The sequence below is a fragment of the Desulfobacula toluolica Tol2 genome (assembly GCF_000307105.1).
Lineage (GTDB): Bacteria > Desulfobacterota > Desulfobacteria > Desulfobacterales > Desulfobacteraceae > Desulfobacula > Desulfobacula toluolica.
Window position 1 is genome coordinate 4441258 of sequence record NC_018645.1, and the last position, 19151, is coordinate 4460408.

Below are 19151 nucleotides of genomic sequence, written 5' to 3' on the forward strand. Positions count from 1 at the left end.
AGCCTGTTTAAAAATTAAGGGCACCTCTAATAATCAGGCCAAAAAATTATTATTTTAGGTGGCCCTAAGACGCTTAAGAGACATCACCATCGGCAGGTGAGTCAAAATATGTATTGAGCTGTTTTTCCTCTTTTTTGGAAAAACGACGGGATGTCGCCTCTCTCATGGTCTGAAACACTGCATACAAACCAGGGATGAGGAATATACCGACCAACGTGGCAGACATCATACCGAAAAATACCGTAGTGCCGATGGCCCGCCGACTGCCAGCCCCGGCACCGGTGGCGATGAGCAACGGTAACACACCCAGAATAAAGGAAAAAGCCGTCATCAAAACGGCCCGAAACCTGAGTCGTATACCCGTTACTGCTGCTTCATGGATGGAGAGCCCTGAGGCGCGCTGTTCCTTGGAAAATTCTACAATCAAAATGGCATTTTTGGCAGCAAGTCCGATGAGCAGCACCAATCCGATCTGTGCATAAATGGAAAGCGGCATGTGCATGGCCATAAGGCCTCCCAAAGCACCACATACAGCCACGGAAATGGAGAAGACAACCGATAGCGGAACGGTCCAGCTCTCATACAGGGCCACAAGAAAGAGATAAGCAAAGAGCAGGGCAAGGCCCAGTGTCATGGCGGTATCCCCACCGGTCTGTTTCTTTTCCTGATAGCTCATGCCGGTCCATTCGATGCCGTAACCGCCAGGCAGACTCTTTTTAGCCGTCTGCTCCACCGACGTAAGCGTCTGTCCGGAGCTGACCCACGGAAAGGCACCGCCCATGAATGTGGCGGAAGAGAATTGATTGAATCGCGTCACTGACTGGGGTCCCAAAACGGTGGATACGGTAAGGATACTGGATATTGGGATCATGTTGCCGGTGCCACTTCTGACATAAAGCTTACCGATATCCTCAAGGGTATCCCTGAATGACGCCTCTGCCTGAATGGTTACCTGAAAGACCCTATCGTAGAGATTGATATCATTGACATACTTGGAACCAAGGTGGGCCTGGAGGGTGGAAAATACTTCACTCACCGGTACGCCCAGGGTTCTGGCGCGGGTTCTATCCAGATTGAGATAAAGTTGAGGAACGCTTGCCGAATAGGTAGAAAAAGCCATTGCAATGTCAGGATGTTGGTTGAGGGCCATCATAAAGCCAAAAGTGACCCTGGCAAGGTCTGCAGGTGGTTGCCCCTCAAGGGCCTGGAGTTTGAACTCAAAACCGCCGGAAGTACCCAAACCCATAATTGCAGGGGGGACAAATGCATTGATGTTGGCTCCAGAGGTGGTTGCCGCAATCTGGCGAATTTGTCCAGTAATGCTATTAATTTGCGTTTCCGGGGTAATCCTTTTATCCCACGGCTTGAGTCCCACAAAAGCGATGCCCACATTTTCACCAGCGCCACTCATCAGGCTGAATCCCCGAACGCCGATAACAAAATCCACTCCGTCTATTTTCTCAATTTTACTGGAAAAATTATCAATGAGCTGACTGGTTCGATTAAAGGCTGCTGCATCCGGGAGTTGTACATCCACAATGATAAACCCTTTGTCCTCCTCGGGTAGAAAACTTGTGGGAGTTATTTCCATGAGTTTCCAGGAAGTAAAGCCAATGCCGACGATAAGAATCAAGGTAATGAGAAACTTTCGGGCCAGCCATCCGGCAATGCCTGTATAAATATTCCGGGAGCCATTCAGCAAGGTATTAAACCAGGCCAGAGGCCCGCGTTTTATCTCTTTGCTTGGGCGAAGCAGGGTGGCGCAAAGGGCCGGGCTCAAGGTCAGCGCGTTGATTGATGAAAGCAATACAGCAACACAAATGGTAACGGCAAACTGACGATAAAGTTGTCCGGTAATGCCCGGTAGAAATGCCACCGGCACAAATACGGCCAGAAGCACCAAGGTCGTTCCGATAATGGCACCGCTTACCTGGTCCATGGATTTCTTTGCAGCCTCTTTAGGGGAGAAACACTCATCCTGCATAAGGCGCATGACGTTTTCCACCACTACAATGGCATCATCTACCACAAGTCCGATGGCCAGAATCAGGGCAAATAGTGTAATAGTGTTGGCGGAATAGCCCATGATCATCAGCAAGCCAAAACTACCCACAAGGGAGACCGGAATGGTCAATGTGGGAATAAGTGTTGCTCGAAAATTTTGGAGGAATAGAAAGGTGACCGCCACAACCAGACTAAAGGTAATTAAAAGTGTAGCAACAATTTCATAGATGGTGGCTTCAACAAATTTGGTTGCGTCGTAGATAACTCTATATTGAGCCCCATTGGGCAGACGTGATTCCAGCTCTTTTAATTTTGCCCGCACGCCCTTCATAGTCTCCAGGGCATTGGATCCGGGAGCCTGGTAGACGGCAAGCACCATGCATGGGTTTCCGTTATATGAATCCCCAGATGCGTATGAGGTGCTGCCCAACTCCACGCGGGCCACATCCTTAAGTCTGACAACGCCGCCTTGATCATTGGTACGGATGATGATGTTCTTGAACTCATCCACGGAGTTCAGCCTTCCTTTGGCCCGCAATGTGTACTGTACCTGCTGATCTTTGATTGAGGGGGCTGTACCGATGGAGCCAACGGCTGCTTGAATATTCTGATCCCGAATGGCGGAAATCACATCATCTGGAATCAAGGAGAGGGAAGTGAGACGAACGGGATCTAGCCAAATCCGCATGGCATAGTCATGGGGACCAAATGGTGCCGCATTGCTTACCCCCTCCACCCGGAGCAGCGCATCTTTGATATTTATCCCAACCCAGTTGGAAAGGGCCAGAATATCAATGGAGGAATCGTCGTAGTAAAATCCAACAACCCCCAACATATCTGCCGTACTCTGCCGTACCGAGATCCCCTGATCCACCACTTCACCCGGTAGCTGGGACTGGGCTTCCTGTACTCGGTTACTCACATTGACCTGGGCCATATCGGGATCAGTACCCACTTCAAAGGTTACGGTCAACGAATATCCGCCGTTGTTGGTGGAGTTGGAGGACATGTACAGCATGTCATCCACACCGTTGATTTGTGCTTCCAGGGGCGCTCCCACCGATGCCGCTACTTCTTTGGCACTGGCACCTGGATAGGATGTCTCTACGGTTATCTCCGGGGGAACTATGTTATCCGGATACTCGGCCACAGGAATGTTGAAAAGTGCCAGCACACCTGCCAGTGTGATCACAAGGGAGATCACCATGGCAAATCTGGGGCGTTCTATGAATATTTTTGAAAACATGAGTTATTTCCTTTAATCAAGATCAATTTTTAAACAGATTCTTAAGGAGTCTTAGAGGGCACTGTTTCAACGACCATTCCTGGTCTGATTTTTTGAATACCGGAGATTACAATTGTTTCTCCAGCCATCAAGCCCTCTTCAACTGCCCATTCTGTCTCTAGAGCCACACCAATTGTTATGTGACGCGGTTGCACTTGATTGTTTTGGTTCACCACAAAAACATAGGGACCATCAACGTCTTCCAGGACTGCTGCCTGGGGAACCACCGGCTTGGTTTCCGGTTTGGATGAAGTGATTAGAACGTTGACAAATTGACCAGGGCGTAACAGAAAATCCGGATTGTCGAATATTGCATAGACGGGAAGGGTTCCGGTGTTGGCATCGATTTCGTTTGCCGCAAATTCAATTTTTCCCGGCAGATCATACATGGTGCCATTGGAAAGTCGGATTCTGGGAATGATGACCTCTTTCGTTTTACCAAGATCATCCGCGCTGATCCCTTTTCTTTTCAACTCCTGTTGGACAGAGACAACATGACTTTCGCTGACAGAGTAGCGGACTCGAACCGGATCCATCTGAACAATTCGGGCCAGGGTGTCGGAATTTGGTCCAACAAGGTTGCCTTTGGTGATGTTCGCAATACCGATACGCCCACTGATAGGGGCTTTTATGGTGGTATAATCCAGATTGAGTTTTGATAATGAAAGGGTTGCGTTTGCGACATCCAGGGCCGCCTGGGCCTGTTGTTCATCGGCACGGGCTGTCTCAAGCTCGGTTTTGGAAATTCCACCTTTGCGGACGGACTCCAACCGTTTTCGATATTGCTCCGCTTTTCGCAATGCCGCATTGGCTTCTGCCACCCTTGCCTGATCCGCTTTGACCTGGGAAAGATATGAATTTTGTTCGATGACAAAGAGGGTTTCTCCAGCTTTAACAGCGCCTCCTTCCTGGAATTTAACCTGCTCAAGAGTTCCTTCTACCCTGGCCTGAAGGTCCACCGATTGTAACGCAACCACACGCCCTACATGGTCCATGGGAAGATTAACGATTTTATCTGTAATCAGGGAAACGGTGACAACGGGCACCGGTTGCTGCGGCTGAGCCACTTTGGCCTGGAGATTTCCATCTCCTTTCTCCAAGGCCGAAGCCATTGAGGGCTCTTGAGTATCAACAGCCCACCCTTTGGAGGTCAGAAAGTCATTGGGAATGAAACTAATCATAGCAAAAGCAACAATAATGATAAACAGCTGATAGTAGAAACTTGAAGCAGGCATTGTCGGGTGGAAAAAGTTTGTGATCCAACCGGTTCTGCGATTCTGATGTAGAAAATTAATTGATAATCTCAATTTTGATGTCATTAAATTTGGGGTGTCTAAAAAACCGCGTATTAGCCCATTTTTTTTGCTCGGTTTTTGGGCCTCTTATTCGGGTTAATATCGTGGTACATTGTTAGGATCATGGAAAGCCGCTTTAAAATCATCTTCACCGAGCAGATCCCTGCATTCTTCGCATTCTTGCCATTTTCCGGAATGCCCGTCATTGTAATGGAAATAGCAAACGCTGTATTGCTCATGGTGATATTGACAATACCCTCCACCTTCGATGGAAACATAAGAAGTGTCGCAGCAAATCCATTGATCACAACATTTAGTTTTCACAAGAGGAACCGAATCATTACCGCAAAATCTGCAATATTCACCTGGGATCGTTTTAGCTTTCAATCTATCATGTGTCATTAGAGATCCTTCTCTATTTTCATTAACCCAATATCTAACCGCACAATAGCAAACCCCACTGAATGACTCAAGATTGTTGTAAAATTCCTTTTGCGCCTTATGTTTTCTGTTTTTTCAACTGAAATCGGTTTTTTTATGAGTAAAATTTCAAAATTAAAAAAAGTAGATCGGCCTGGAAAGGGAAAGCAGTTGATCGAAATCAAACGATTAAGTATCAAAAAGCTGAACTGAAACGCATTAGAAACGATCGAGACAAATACAAGTTTCAATTTCGAAAGACCAGGCAGCAGCTGGTTGAAGAGCGCAAAAAAGCCACCTTGCCTGCCAAGGAAAAGAAAGAATTGCTGATTTATATTTCATTGAGCCTATTCCTGATCGGTCGTATTGGATTCAGAGCCATATCCAGGGTGCTTGGCGTATTAGCCCCATATTTTGGAATTGACGGCAAAGTTCCTTGCCCTCAAACGATCATCAACTGGCTCACTCGCTATTCATTGTCAAAAATTTGGACTTACAGTGGTCTGCCTTCAGTTTCTTTTGAGAAAAACAAATTTGTAAACGGTGCCATCTGGATCATAGATACTTCTATCGCCTTGGGTGTCGGTAAAATTCTTGCTGTTCTCGAACTTAACATCAATCATCATGCCACCAATGAGAGCGCGCCTGCCCTTAAAAACATAAATTGTGTTGCCATTTCTGTGGCTTCCTCATGGACTGGAAAATCCATTGCGGATTTTTTACAACAGGTGATCCATATTACGGGAAAGCCTGCGGCATATTTAAAAGACGGTGGATTGGATTTGAAAAAAGGTGTCAGACTTCTGAAGGAAAGAGGGCTGTATAGTCATTCCATCGATGATGTCTCTCATGTCGTTGCCAATCTGCTGAAAAAAGAATACAATAGGCATCCTTCTTATGATGGCTTTATCTCTGCATGCGGTCAAGCCTCAAAAAAAATGAAACAGACGGATCTTGGCTGTCTGGTTCCTCCAAAAGTATCGACAAAAGCCCGATTCATGAATATTCATCGACTGGTGAAATGGGCTGAAATGATTCTTCAACACTCCCCACGAGGGCGAACATCAGAGGGATCTGTCATTGCAAAGCTTAGAAATTCCATCGGTAAGCTTTCTGAACACAGGCCGTTTATCAAGCGATTCCTCCGTGATGCCCGTCCGCTTTTAGAAAGCCAGAAAATCCTTAAACATCGAGGGCTGAATTTCGAGACATACAAAGAGTGCAAAGCGATGTTACAATCTATTCCCCAGAGATCTCAGGTATCTATCGGCTTTATGACCTGGATGGAAAATCAACTGATCGTCGCATCATCATTGGGATTGAACAATATCGGGATGCCCATTTGTTCCGATAATATTGAATCCCTGTTTGGCCTTGGTAAAACCCATGGCGTCGGCGAAGTAAAAGACGCCAACAGAATCGCACTGCGCTTGCCAGCTTTTTGTGGAACCTTACCTGAAGACGCAGCAAAGATGGTCATGAGAGTGACTGTAAAGGAACAACAGGAAATTGAAAAAAAACTGTTGTCTTTAACCCGGCAACGCCGGGAAATTTTACCGAACCCCGGAAGTATGACAGCGGTTTTTTCTTCTGAAAAGAGATGCTATTTATCTCTTTTGCCGGTACCTAAAAACGGTGAAAAAACAGAAAATATAATTGATATTACAGCGAGTTGTGGAAAATTTATTGGTCACATGAAATCTATCCCAGACAATACAAATAATTCAGACGTCACGTCTCAAATCAGATCTGTAATCGCTTGAGAATGGCTTGCCTGGTCATTATTGATCGAAAACGTATGTGCGATCAGCGTGTTGAAATGCATGAGTTACAGGTGGATAGATTACCTGCAACTCAAGCAGGTTCAATGGAGGGCCAAATTATGAGCAAACTAAACAGGAAGATTTAGACGTCCCACATTAAATTATTCTCCGTTTTTATTTTTAGCATAAAGTGTTTTATCTGTGGGAAGCCCCAGAAGCAGCTGGGTCTGAACGACAATTATATCTTCCATTTTTTGAAGATAGGATTTTGAATAGTTCTCTTTTTCCAAATAGATTAAAATACTATAAGAGTTATCTGCATGGAAAAAGATTGGTGTTTTCATGACCATGGTGTGAACAAAGGTATCCTCGTCCGACAGATCAGGTTTTATGAGTTTAAACAATTGTTGGGTAATTTTAATTTCAGGCTCTATCAGTTCCTGGTGCAGCATTTCCCAGAGTTCATCCTTGTGCTGCATGGTCTGATAGATTATTCGGCTGTGCCACCAGGGTTTTTTTGCATTGAAAATGACTGAAATACTCCTGTGAACCATATGTCTTATGGCCTTTGCCTGAATCTCGGGCAGGTGCAGCCGGCCTTCAAATTCCTCCAACACCTTTTCAGGGGGGTACTCCCGGCTGGCACGGGTGGCTGAACGAATAACAGCTTTAAACAACTCTTGTTTGGACTTGAAATGGTAGTGGATACTTCCGATATTGCGCTGTGCCCTGTTGGCCACAGCCCTGATGGATACATTGGAAAATCCGTTCAGGGCCGCAAGTTCTCCTGCGGCTGAAATCAAAAGCTCCCGTGTCTGATCGCCGCTGGTGTAGGTTGCCATGAAAAACTCCTTTTAACCTGTGTGTGTCAAATGCAATTTGAGATCTATCAAACAGCATATGCATATAAAATTTATACGATTGACCAAATTCATACATTTGACTTAATTTGTCAAGAATCTTTTTTATCTGTTATTTTTTTTTAAAAGAATTTCAGGTTGCAGGAGTCTGTCATTGCAGTTTTTAAGTGGTGTTAAATTATCAAGAAAAAAACCTTGCTCAAAATACCATTTCCTCTTTAAAATCAACCTTGCCGTTTTCCACAAAAATCCTTACCAGGTAAAGGTGCATATCTTTATTGCCGCAATTTTCATAATACAAAAACATGTTGTCATCCTTGGGGTGATTACAAGAAGACAATGTGCCGCACATATATTGTGTAAAAGATTGCCCGTTATAAAGATCCGTGGTTCTCATCAGTTCCATCTCATGGGTATGACCGCAAAAAACACTTTCAATTTTATGCTGGTGTACAAAGTCAATAAGCAAAGCGGAATTTCGCAAAGGGCATTCGTCCGTACCCAAAACAGAGTGATGGGTCATCAGAAAAGCCAAATCATATTCCAATTGATTGATTTTGTTTGATACGGCTTTGAGAATTTCTTCTTCAACATAACCTTCATCGCTGTAAAGCTCATTTGTATCTATACTGATGATCAAAAATTTTTTATTTTTCAGTGAAATGGTTTTAATAAAATTTATATCTGTGAAATTATCACGAACCTTGGTTATTTTCCGGTTTAAAAACAGATGTTTCTTGTTCGTTTCAGCCATTTCAGGAATGTAAATCACCTTTGGATTATAAATATATTTTCTAAAAAGTTCATGGGAGCGCATATTTCTTTTGTCATGGTTCCCAATGATTGATATGACATTTTTACATTCAATGGACTTTAAAAACCTGCCTGCTTTAGCATATTCATCTTCCAGACCATCGGTTGTACTGTCTCCGGTATTGATAACAATATCAGTTTTATATGAGTTGATTTTTTTCAGCAGAACTTTATTATTCCCATCCCAGTGGCGGGGACCAAAATGCAGATCGGAAATATGCAGGATGTTCATGTTGTGACTCCTTATAGAAACCAAAATTAATATGGATATTTGACTGAACTCTGAGCTTTTAACAGGCTGTTGTCAAGCCTTACCCCTGATCAACCGGCAAAATGCCATACAATTGTTTTTTAAAAAGGTCACATGTGACTGATTGATCAAATATGACCTTTTTTAAAGATTCTGTTTAAAATATTAGTTGCCGGCCATCTTGATTTTTTATCCTAACAAATCAGACACATAAAAGAAGACTGCCTGGTTGGAGTGATAGTGGCACAATGATTGCTATTAAAAATTGTATTATCGCTGACAATGAATATTATTTTTTTTAATCCGGGTTAAACTGACAGTTTATTTATCCATCCTGCTCATCACCTCATTTCAGCGAAAGAGCTTATGAATATACAAGAACGTTTTGTAAAAAAAACAAGCCGATAATTTAATATAAAAGTCTTAAAAAATTCACACAAAGACTTTCAATTAAAACAATTGTCTACAAAAATTGCGCCGAAAAGGTCATATGTGACCATCGACAAAAAAAAGGGAGTGTCATGGCAGACAAGGGAAAAAAAGACAAAGGAAAACGAGAAGACCAGAAAAAAGGGAAACTCACACCCAAAGAAAAGCGTAAATTAAAAAAGAAAAAGTAATGTTTCCAATTTTCTCAAATAGTGCCACCTTGAATAAGGAGAAATGAATTCGGCATGAAGGAAATCACGAAAAAAATCGTAAGGGTTGCAAAAGCTATTATATTTCCTGCGATATCAATGACAAAAACTGCTTTTGCATACTCGAAGAATGGGAAACCCGTGAAGATTTGGATCATCACATCAAGTCCCTAAGATTCGGCGTATTACTGGGGACAAAGACCCTTTTACGGAATCCTTTGAAAATAAGGATATACTCCGTTACCCGAACACAAGGCATGGAAGCAGTAGAGGCGATAAGAGCCAAACGAGCATTATAAATGCAAATAAAATAATCTTTAAAAAAGGAGATCCATGATAGAACAAAGAAATTATTATAAAGAAAAGAAACGTATCACGACCGCACTTCTACTTGCAGCCGGCACAGGAAGCCGCCTGCTTCCCCTGACAAAAAATTCTCCCAAATGCATGACAATGGTGAATGAATTTTCCATACTGGAGAGATTGACCAAAAACCTTAATCAGAATGGTTTCAAGCGTCTGGTTGTGGTCACGGGACACTTAGAAGACTGTATCCGCAACTTTTTGGAAGACAGGGCTGGCAATCTTAAAATCGAATATGTATTCAGTCCTTTGTATAAAACAACGAATAATATATATTCTTTGTGGATGGCCCGCAAAATCATCAATGAACCGTTCATGCTGATCGAAAGTGACCTTGTCTTTGACACGTTGTTGTTAAAGGATATGCTTTATCCGGACAGAATAGCCGTTGCAAGCATAAAACCATGGTTGAACGGTTCAACTGTTACATTAAATCAATCCAATCATGTTGATGCATTCCACAGCAGCACAGTTGCTTCTTCAAATAAAACAAAATATAAGACTGTCAATATTTACAGCCTTTCTCTTGCTTCCTGGGATCGTGTTGTTCACATGCTGAATCAATATGTTTTAGCCGGAAGGGTCAATGACTATTATGAAGCTGTTTTTGAGAAGATGGTAGCGAAAAATCAATTATCGCTTAAAGCGGTTTTTTTTGACGGCAAACCCTGGTATGAAGTCGACACCATAGACGATCTTACAATTGCTGAGCAACTTTTTCCCTCACAAGTCAACCAGAAACCATACTTTGGTGACATAAACACAGATGATTTGATAATCCCCTTAATGCCTGCCTGCAAATCTACCTTGAAAGGACAGTTTAGTGCCACATCCAGATTATAAAAATCAAACAGAAAAATATGAATATATTTCAGGTCAGCATGGTGGATACTATCGCCATGATTTTATCGACCATGCTTATCTGTATAACCTTTATTTTCCACCCGAAGATATTTTTGACCATTTTAAAAACCAAATCCATGATCTGGTACTCAACTACCCGGTTGCTCAGGATGTCCTTGCTTCTCTTGTGGGTAAGCTCATCAATCAAAAGCCTGAAAACATTGTTGTCGGCAATGGTGCGGCAGAGCTTATTAAAATCGTTTCAGGTCAGATTGCCCGAAAAATCATTGTACCTGTGCCGTCTTTTAATGAATATGTGAATGCTGCACCAAAGGGCAGTGCCATAGAGTTTCCACTTGAATTTCCATCTTTTCATCTGGATGTGGAGAAGTTTGCCGATCAAGTTATAAAATCCAAAGCAGATATTGCCGTCGTGGTTACGCCGAACAATCCGACTTCCATAGCCATCCCAAAGGTCGATCTGATATATCTGGCAAAAAGGCTGGCTGATCAAGATTGTCAGCTGATTATTGATGAATCATTTGTTGATTTTGTTGACAAGCCGGATCAGACAAGCATGGAAAATGAAATTGAACAATATCCAAATATTGCTATTTTCAAAAGCATGAGTAAGGCATATGGCATCTGCGGCATTAGAATAGGCTATCTTCTGACGGCAAACTCCAAATTTGCAAAAGCTGTCCGCCAAGGTGTACATATCTGGAACATTAATGGATTTGCCGAAGAATTTTTGAGAATTTTACCGGATTTTAATAAAGAGTTTATCACGAGTTGCAAACAGGTTAAAAAAGACCGGGATACGCTTTATTATGACTTAAAAAGTTTGTTGGGAGGCACAATTTATAAACCGGATGCCAATTTTATTTTTTGTCGTCTGCCTGACAAAAGTCCTAATGCTCCTGAAATTACAAAAAAACTATTTATTGAGCATAATATGTATATCAAACACTGTCAGGGAAAAACCCTGCCTGATTCGGAAAGATATATCCGCATTGCTTCAAGAACCAATAAAGAAAATTCCAACCTGGTTGATGCGCTGGTGTCTATCCTTGGTTATAAAAAACATTAAAAAGGATGTTTATGAACAAATTAAGCGATAGCCAATCCCATCCGGCCGGAATGATTTTTTTCGCAAAAGATCTTCCAAATATCTGTTCACTTGCAGGGCTTTTATGCGCACTCTTGGGCGTCTATTTTGCAATTCTTCAAAATTTTAAAATGGCAATCGTTGGAATGATATGGGCGGTTTTGTTTGACTGGGCAGACGGTATCATTGCCCGTAAAATGAAAGGCAGAACAGATATGCACAGGCAGTTCGGCGGGCAGTTGGACTCGTTGATTGATATGGTCAGCTTTGGAATCTGTCCTGCTGTTTTCCTTTTAAGCTATGGCAACTTCAGCCCATGGTTCCTGCCGGGAGCCTTTGTGATTGTCAGTGCAAGCGCCATTCGGCTCAGCTATTTCAATGTATTTGGTCTTATTGATGATTCAACGTATATGGGACTTGCGCTTGACAACAACACGATCCTTTTCGCTTTTATTTTTTTGTTTGAAGGCCTGTTTAATTCAAAGGGTTTTTCAATCATAACATACACAATATTCATGGTCATGGCCGTGCTTAATCTGTCGCCCGTCAGGACACCTAAGTTTTCCGGCAAATGGTTCTATGCCCTTTTGTTCTATGCTGTAGTTTTGACAATTATTTACGGGTGGATGCTATGGAGCAAAGCTTAATATAGGCATCAAGGGCCAGAGTTTTATCACATCTTTTTTTTAGGGTCAGGCACTATCTAAAGTCGATGTAATTGCTTACTTGTTGTTTTAAGCATCTTTTTCTTGACGGAAAAGAATTGTTTGAATACAAATTGAAGCTGTTACATAATTTAAATTCGGAGATAAAAATGACGACTGAAAAAAAGAGAATACCATCTTCTTGTGCCTCCTGCGAACTTGAAATTTTCCAAAGAATTTGTTTTTCAGATAAAGGCAAGGGCCGCAAGGGATGCCCGACACTCACGCTAAAGGATGTGTTAAAAGACGCCAACAAAGAATATGAAGCACAAGACGTCAATGAGTTTGCTCACAATGCATCGTTGCAGGAAGCAGAGTGCTATGCCAACCGGGATCAGCAGCCCTATATTATGCAGCCCTGCAAGACACGGATAGTTGAAACCTGTGAATTTGCCATAAAAATGGGTTATAAACGTCTGGGTCTTGCCTTTTGTCTGGGACTTTCAAAAGAAGCCAAGATTGTTGAAGAAATTTTAACCGGGTATGGATTTGAGGTGGCCTCTGTTTGTTGCAAGGCTGGTAACAGTTCAAAAGATATCATCGGAATCAGTGACGATGAAAAGATTTTCAAGGGCACGGATGAAGCCATGTGCAACCCCATATTCCAGGCAAAAGCCCTGAATCATGAGCAGGTTGACTTTAACATCCTCCTGGGATTGTGTGTGGGCCATGACACCTTGTTTCTCAAATTTACGGATATTCCTACCACGGTATTGGCAGTCAAGGACCGGGTCACCGGACATAATCCCCTGGCAGCCATTTACAATTCGGAATCATATTACAAGAAAATCCGGCACCCGGACATTTCATAAAAAAAGAAGATATCCGGTCAATGACCTCCTGACTCTTTTAACGATATTTTTTTGTCCTGATATTCCATGGCAGGCCCTGTTTTTTTTGGTTGCTTATGATCATTTCTTTGCTTCAGATATTTGTTTTTAATAACGAATTCAAGTATCAGATGGTGCTGGGTTTTCATCAATATCCACTTTGTTTTCAACAAATCAAGTGACATTATGTCGTGGAAATAATATACTCAACACATAGTATGGAGTGTGAAAAAGCTCTCAAAATTTGGGGATACGACGTCAGCCTGAACGAACAGGCTGGAAAGGAGCAAGTAATGAATATTAAAAAAATACTGAACCCGATTGATGGCTCAGATCATTCAATCCGCTCAACCCGGCACGCCATTGAACTGGCAAAACTCTTAGATGCCAGAATCGTTTTGCTGCATTGTCATGCAAGGTTTCCCATTGTTTTGGCAGAACCCTATTTCCAGCAGGCGATTGATGAAATCAACAAAGCCTCAGAAGAGCTTGTTCAGCCTTTTATCGAACTGCTTGAGCAGGGAAACGTAAAGTTTGATGTCCGTATTCTTGAAGGGGCTCCGGGCAACAAAATACCTGATGTGGCCGGAATTGAAAAAATAGACCTGATTGTTATGGGATCAAGAGGGGTTTCGGATTTTACAGGATTGCTTCTCGGCAGTGTTGCCCACCAGGTTATTCAAAAAGCACAATGCCCTGTTTTTATAACAAAATAGCGCATGAGTGGTTCAAGTACCATAAATCGTTTGCAAAATCAGGCCTTTTTATAAAAAGGCCTGGAATAATTCTGTTCAATGCTTTTTAACGGTCAATCGTAAAAAATTGTGCCGATCAATATGACGTTGTTTTGTCTTTTTTCTTGACAAACGGCGACTTCCAATCTAACTAATTTAAAATAGTTTAGACTGTTTCTTAATATGAGTCCATCTATCTTGGACTGACGAAAAAAAACCATGGAAAAGTCTCTGTGTGATTTTTTCACGACTTTCTTATAAAAGGCGATAACAATGAAACATAAAAACAATCGTTACTTTAAATTTATGTCAAAAGCTTGCCTGTTCATGACCCTTTTTTTGATCGTATTCCGGGGATCTTCGACCGATGCAAGAGATCTTTTTGAAATTCAAAAATCAGGGATCTTGCGTCACCTAGGCGTACCTTATGCCAATTTTGTCACAGGGAGCGGAGATGGTCTGGATGTGGAATTAACAATATTATTCGCCCGTCATATCGGAGTAAGGTATGAGTACGTCAATACGTCCTGGGAAACGGTTATCGGTGACCTGACCGGTCTGAAGGTCAGTGCCCGGGGTGAGGATGTCGAAATTCTCGGCCATGTTCCCGTTAAAGGGGACATCATTGCAAACGGATTGACCATCCTCCCCTGGCGGCAGAAGGTTCTGGACTATTCAACTCCTGTCTTCCCAACCCAGGTCTGGCTGGTACTCAAAGCCGATTCCCCCATCAAACCCATCAAGCCAAGCGGCAGCACTGAAAAAGATATTGCTGCTGTGAAAATTCTTCTCAAGGGACACACGATTTTAGGCGTAGCCAACACATGCCTTGAACCGTCATTGTACGATCTGGAAGAGGCGGGGTCAAAGACCACCCTGTTTGCCGGCAGGCTTAATGAATTAGCTCATGCGATCATAAAGGGAGAAGCTGATGCAACCCTTCTGGATGTACCCGATGCCCTTGTCGCCCTGGATAAATGGCCCGCCAGGATTAAAGTGGTAGGCCCCTTGTCCCCGATGCAGACCATGGCTTGCGGGTTTTCCAAAACATCTCCTGATTTGCGGGAGGCGTTTAACAAGTTCCTTGAAAAATGCAGGCAGGACGGCACATATCTGGGTCTTATCAAGAAATACTATCCAGCAGTTTTTAATTACTATCCCGAGTTTTTTAAATCCGGGGTCTGAGAGCGGAATCCAGTCAATGATACAGGGCATTGAATCTAAGAAAATTCTTTGCCATATTCAATTTCCAATGGAGCGGTAATAATGGTTTTTGAAAACCCAAGCAAAAAGAATTTCAAAAGCAGCTACTATTACGCAGCCGTGTTTTTGCTGTTCGGGTTTATTTTTTTTCTGCTTTGCCTGCATTATCAATCCCAGATGCGTCTCCAGAAAATTTCAATTAACCGCCTGGCACAACAAGCCGAAGAGATCGCTGCGTCCTTGTCTTATTTTTACGATGAACGAAAAAACGACCTTGAAAATATGGCTGAAAGCAGGGAAATTTCGGCATTTTTTGAAAACAAGGCACTTGGTATATCACTGGAATATGGTCTGCGTGCCAGCCAGGTTGCCATCTCAACCAGATTTCATAAATTTATAGAAAAAAAGGAGATTGGCACAGACAAGGCTTTTTCCAGGCTGCTTTTCATTAAAACCGATGGGGAGTTGCTTGCTGATACGGGGACTGAGGATGTAAAATCAAAGGACAGGCTGTATCTGAAAAACTTTATCACGCATGGCGACAGGCAGGCCCGTGTTATACATTTAAACCATCAGGACTATTTTAACGTATGCATTTGCATCCCATATTTTTTCAAAGGTGTTCATACAGGTCAGCTCATTGCACTGATCGCGCAAAAAAACATATTTGCCTTTTTCTTGAAACCTGAGCAATCCTCCTGCCGGTTTCTGCTAATTATGTGCGAAGATGGTCACCTGTCAGCACCGTGGTCTGATCAGTCCACCATTCGCTTTGATAAACCTCCGGATTTCAGGAAAATTAAAACCGGAAAACCACAATATTTAAAGATGTTCGACCCGGATGGAAAATTGGCGGACATGATCATGTTCAAGACCAGGATCAAGGGAACCCCTTTTTTTATTATTGATATCCACAAGGCCACCGAAGTTTTAGGGCATATATCCCCCTTGCATCTGTTTATGATTCTTGGAATAAGTACGGTGATAATTTGTTGCGGTACAATATTTTTCTTTCATTCAAGCACCCGAACCTTGATCCTTTCTTCACGTCTTGAAGAATCGCAGATCAAGGAAATGGAGATCAAGGAAAAAAACCTGCATCTTGAGGAAGAAATAATACGACGGAAACTGGCAGAAAGACAATTAAAAAACTCTAGAGATCTGGCCGAGTCCGCCAACATTGCCAAGAGCGAGTTCCTGGCTAATATGAGCCATGAATTGAGAACGCCCCTGAACCATATCATCGGATTTACCGAATTAGTGATAGACAAGCACTTTGGAGAGCTGAACCCTATTCAGGAAGAGTATCTTGGCGATGTGCTGAACAGCAGCCGACACCTACTCTCTTTAATCAACGATATCCTGGATCTTTCCAAGGTTGAAGCCGGTAAAATGGACTTGGAACCAACAGATATCCATCTAAAGACGCTTCTGGAAAACAGCCTTGTCATGATCAAGGAAAAGGCCATGAAGATTGGAATACAGGTGTCAGCAGATGTTGACGGTCTTCCGGAAATGATTACCGCGGACGAACGTAAGCTCAAACAGATCATTTACAATCTGTTGTCCAATGCGGTGAAGTTTACCCCGGATGGTGGTAAGATCAGCCTGGTCGCGAATTTAGCGGAAAGTTCAGGCCTGAAAGCCCACGGCATGACAAAAACCGTACAGATATCAACCTCAGATCTTGAGCGCCACCGCCATTGGATAACCATCTCAGTTGCTGATACCGGTGTCGGCATCAAGTCAGAGGATATGGAAAGAATTTTCAACCATTTTGAACAGGTGGAAAATTCGACAAGCCGCTGTTTCGAGGGAACGGGACTTGGCTTGGCTCTAAGCAGGCGGTTTGTTGAGATGCACGGAGGAATGATCTGGGCTCAAAGCCTGGGACATGGAAAAGGCAGTACATTCAGCTTTATCATTCCATTACAGCCAGAAGATATGGACTCGGTATCCGAAATAGACCTTGATAAAAATTGCTAAAAATTCTTCTGAAAAGAATGTCTGCTGACACCAATTACGCAAAGTTTTTCCAACCGACAATTTGCTTTCCAGGTACTCCTTGAAGCCTTTCATCTTTTGTTTTTACCCTTGACAAACACCTGTTTCTAATTTATCTAAAATTTATACGAATTGTTTATAATACAAATGGAAAGGTCACAGCCGAATTTAAAAGACCTGCCAGTGTCGTATTGAGTTCCCATACCATGAGCAAGGATAAACAAACTGCACTGAAAGCAGATTATACGGGGTATATCACCAAGCCGATCGACACTTGAAATTTCTTCAAAAGAGTTGCTCCGTATCTTAAGTTAAATCATATGAATGTTTTTGATGATCATGTTGTCAGAGTGATCTTTTGTGTGCTGCCGGAACAATCAAGATCCTTGCTCCTTGATTTAGATCAGGTACACATCATAAATTGTGACATGACGATTTCATTAAGGGCAAACAACTATGAAAGAACAGCTTATAAAAAATTACGAACAAGAGACCCATGCCCCTTTTGTGGATAGTCTGACGGGTTTGTTCAATCACGGAATTTTCCAAATTTTACTGCAAGAGGAGATCAAGAGATCACGAAGATATGGAGATACCTTCACCCTGGCTTTGATCAACATAGATTCGTTCTCTTTATACAACAAACGAAACAACCCTGCCATTGGTGATCACTTGCTGCAAAAGGTGACAAAATTCATCAAGAAAAATCTCAGAAACCCTGATGTGGCTGCAAGATATTCAGGCGATGAATTTGCGATAATTCTGCCAAAATCAAACCTTTCCGGTGCCCATATAGCCTTGGACCGCATCAGGGTTTCAGTGGAAAAACATACTCACGGTACATTGACCTTAAGTGCTGGCCTTGCTTCTTTTCCAAGAGAGGCTTCAAACAGAGAAACCCTTATTTTGAAGGCCCAGGAAGCATTATTACAAGCCAAAATCATGGGTAAAAATAAAGTTTGTTTTCTGAAAAAAGAAAGAATACACGGTCCTGAACAAAAATTTAAAATTCTGATTGTAGATGATGACTCCAGAAACGTGAAATTGATGGGAGCTGTTCTTACACCATTTAATCATGAAATATTCAAGGTGTACAATGGTGAAGAGGCCCTTTCTCTGATGAAAAGAATCGACATGGATCTGGTTTTGCTGGATATCATGATGCCGCATATGGATGGTTATGAAGTCTGCCGCCGCTTGAAAAAAAGTGAGGACACACGCCTTGTTCCCATTATTATGTTGACAGCTCTGGATGATACACAGTCAAGGATCAAGGGGATTGAAGCCGGTGCAGATGACTTTATCACTAAACCGCCAAATCGTGTTGAACTGACAGCCAGAATAAATTCACTGCTCAGGGTTAATCAGCTTAACAAAAAATTAATCAGTATTGAAAACATTCTTATCTCCATGGCCAACGCCGTTGAAGCCAAGGATGCTTACACTCAGGGACACACCCAAAGGGTTGCGGATATGTCCGTGGCACTGGGTAAAAAAATGGGACTTTCGGCAATGGAAATAGACGCTCTCAGGCTCAGCGGCATCCTCCATGATATTGGAAAAATAGGGGTACCAAGAGAGATATTAAATAAACCCGGACGTCTCAACTCAGATGAATGGAAAAGTATCAAACGTCATCCTGCCGAGGGCTATCGTATATGTTTACCCCTGAAAAAAACTCTCGGCCCGGCCCTGGAAGCAATTCGACATCACCATGAAAAAATTGACGGCAGTGGATACCCTGACGGTATTAAAGGAGATGACATATCTATTTTGGCCCGTATCATAGCGATTGTTGATATCTTTGACGCCCTGAATACGGATCGACCCTACCGCAAGGGAATGTCCAGGGAGAAAACGTTCAAAATTCTTCGCGAGGAGGCGAATAAGGGAAAACTGGATAAAAAAATTGTTGAACATTTGATAGAAATGATTGATATGATGACTCATAAAATCAAAAGATAACAGATTATATTCAGTTAAGCAGAAGAGAAAGAAAATAGTATCATTTGATCGCTCCTGCAAATATAAACT

At 42.5% G+C, this 19151-nt stretch carries 15 protein-coding genes; 10 read left to right on the forward strand and 5 right to left on the reverse strand.

Annotation, left to right across the window (positions count from 1 at the left end; all coding sequences use genetic code 11):
* Positions 1-73: 73 nt before the first annotated feature.
* The 3 genes from TOL2_RS20170 to TOL2_RS24400 form a co-directional block, all read right to left on the reverse strand.
* On the reverse strand, positions 74-3250 hold the full coding sequence (locus TOL2_RS20170; protein ID WP_014959129.1) for an efflux RND transporter permease subunit: 3177 nt from the start codon (positions 3248-3250) through the stop codon (positions 74-76).
* 41 nt (positions 3251-3291) lie between these two features.
* Complete coding sequence (locus tag TOL2_RS20175) at positions 3292-4401, reverse strand: efflux RND transporter periplasmic adaptor subunit (protein WP_232507979.1); 1110 nt, start codon at positions 4399-4401, stop codon at positions 3292-3294.
* A gap of 279 nt (positions 4402-4680) precedes the next feature.
* A complete protein-coding gene (locus TOL2_RS24400; protein WP_014955645.1) occupies positions 4681-4986 on the reverse strand; it encodes a hypothetical protein in 306 nt (101 codons plus the stop codon).
* Between the two features lie 341 nt (positions 4987-5327).
* Between TOL2_RS24400 and TOL2_RS20185 the strand changes: the two genes are divergently transcribed.
* Entirely contained in the window at positions 5328-6767 is a 1440-nt protein-coding gene (locus tag TOL2_RS20185; RefSeq protein ID WP_193787649.1) for a hypothetical protein, read from the forward strand.
* Positions 6768-6928: 161 nt separating this feature from the next.
* Here the strand turns inward: TOL2_RS20185 and TOL2_RS20190 are convergent, their stop codons facing one another.
* Together TOL2_RS20190 and TOL2_RS20195 are read right to left on the reverse strand one after the other, a co-directional pair.
* Positions 6929-7609: a TetR/AcrR family transcriptional regulator gene (locus TOL2_RS20190; protein ID WP_014959131.1), complete on the reverse strand. Its 681-nt coding sequence runs from the start codon at positions 7607-7609 to the stop codon at positions 6929-6931.
* 217 nt (positions 7610-7826) lie between these two features.
* Positions 7827-8672 carry a metallophosphoesterase family protein gene (locus TOL2_RS20195; RefSeq protein ID WP_014959132.1) on the reverse strand — a complete coding sequence of 282 codons (846 nt, stop codon included), beginning with the start codon at positions 8670-8672 and terminating at the stop codon, positions 7827-7829.
* A gap of 685 nt (positions 8673-9357) precedes the next feature.
* Between TOL2_RS20195 and TOL2_RS24405 the strand changes: the two genes are divergently transcribed.
* From TOL2_RS24405 to TOL2_RS20235, 9 genes are all read left to right on the forward strand, one after another.
* A complete protein-coding gene (locus TOL2_RS24405) occupies positions 9358-9627 on the forward strand; it encodes a putative quinol monooxygenase (protein WP_083863802.1) in 270 nt (89 codons plus the stop codon).
* A gap of 34 nt (positions 9628-9661) precedes the next feature.
* Entirely contained in the window at positions 9662-10534 is an 873-nt protein-coding gene (locus tag TOL2_RS20200) for a phosphocholine cytidylyltransferase family protein (protein WP_014959133.1), read from the forward strand.
* The gene (locus TOL2_RS20205; RefSeq protein ID WP_014959134.1) at positions 10515-11624 is read left to right on the forward strand and encodes a pyridoxal phosphate-dependent aminotransferase; all 1110 of its coding nucleotides are present in this window, start codon (positions 10515-10517) and stop codon (positions 11622-11624) included. Before TOL2_RS20200 ends, TOL2_RS20205 begins: the two co-directional genes overlap by 20 nt.
* 11 nt (positions 11625-11635) lie before the next feature.
* A complete protein-coding gene (locus tag TOL2_RS20210; RefSeq protein WP_014959135.1) occupies positions 11636-12289 on the forward strand; it encodes a CDP-alcohol phosphatidyltransferase family protein in 654 nt (217 codons plus the stop codon).
* A 167-nt stretch (positions 12290-12456) separates the two neighbouring features.
* Positions 12457-13158 carry a DUF1847 domain-containing protein gene (locus TOL2_RS20215; protein ID WP_014959136.1) on the forward strand — a complete coding sequence of 234 codons (702 nt, stop codon included), beginning with the start codon at positions 12457-12459 and terminating at the stop codon, positions 13156-13158.
* Positions 13159-13469: 311 nt separating this feature from the next.
* Positions 13470-13892, forward strand: coding sequence for a universal stress protein (locus TOL2_RS20220; RefSeq protein ID WP_014959137.1), 423 nt, complete (start codon positions 13470-13472; stop codon positions 13890-13892).
* A gap of 291 nt (positions 13893-14183) precedes the next feature.
* Positions 14184-15095 carry a transporter substrate-binding domain-containing protein gene (locus TOL2_RS20225; RefSeq protein ID WP_014959138.1) on the forward strand — a complete coding sequence of 304 codons (912 nt, stop codon included), beginning with the start codon at positions 14184-14186 and terminating at the stop codon, positions 15093-15095.
* Between the two features lie 81 nt (positions 15096-15176).
* Positions 15177-17099 carry a sensor histidine kinase gene (locus TOL2_RS23860; protein ID WP_014959139.1) on the forward strand — a complete coding sequence of 641 codons (1923 nt, stop codon included), beginning with the start codon at positions 15177-15179 and terminating at the stop codon, positions 17097-17099.
* Between the two features lie 474 nt (positions 17100-17573).
* The gene (locus TOL2_RS20235) at positions 17574-19082 is read left to right on the forward strand and encodes a diguanylate cyclase (RefSeq protein WP_014959140.1); all 1509 of its coding nucleotides are present in this window, start codon (positions 17574-17576) and stop codon (positions 19080-19082) included.
* The last annotated feature ends 69 nt before the right edge of the window (positions 19083-19151 follow it).

Bases quoted from the DNA above. Each gene is read 5' to 3' on its own strand.
- TOL2_RS20210 (WP_014959135.1), top strand. From the start codon at position 11,636: ATGAACAAATTAAGCGATAGCCAATCCCATCCGGCCGGAATGATTTTT.
- TOL2_RS20175 (WP_232507979.1), bottom strand. From the start codon at position 4,401: ATGGCTTCGGCCTTGGAGAAAGGAGATGGAAATCTCCAGGCCAAAGTG.
- TOL2_RS20220 (WP_014959137.1), top strand. From the start codon at position 13,470: ATGAATATTAAAAAAATACTGAACCCGATTGATGGCTCAGATCATTCA.
- TOL2_RS20235 (WP_014959140.1), top strand. From the start codon at position 17,574: ATGAAAGAACAGCTTATAAAAAATTACGAACAAGAGACCCATGCCCCT.
- TOL2_RS20195 (WP_014959132.1), bottom strand. From the start codon at position 8,672: ATGAACATCCTGCATATTTCCGATCTGCATTTTGGTCCCCGCCACTGG.
- TOL2_RS24400 (WP_014955645.1), bottom strand. From the start codon at position 4,986: ATGACACATGATAGATTGAAAGCTAAAACGATCCCAGGTGAATATTGC.
- TOL2_RS23860 (WP_014959139.1), top strand. From the start codon at position 15,177: ATGGTTTTTGAAAACCCAAGCAAAAAGAATTTCAAAAGCAGCTACTAT.
- TOL2_RS20225 (WP_014959138.1), top strand. From the start codon at position 14,184: ATGAAACATAAAAACAATCGTTACTTTAAATTTATGTCAAAAGCTTGC.
- TOL2_RS20200 (WP_014959133.1), top strand. From the start codon at position 9,662: ATGATAGAACAAAGAAATTATTATAAAGAAAAGAAACGTATCACGACC.
- TOL2_RS20190 (WP_014959131.1), bottom strand. From the start codon at position 7,609: ATGGCAACCTACACCAGCGGCGATCAGACACGGGAGCTTTTGATTTCA.
- TOL2_RS20170 (WP_014959129.1), bottom strand. From the start codon at position 3,250: ATGTTTTCAAAAATATTCATAGAACGCCCCAGATTTGCCATGGTGATC.
- TOL2_RS20215 (WP_014959136.1), top strand. From the start codon at position 12,457: ATGACGACTGAAAAAAAGAGAATACCATCTTCTTGTGCCTCCTGCGAA.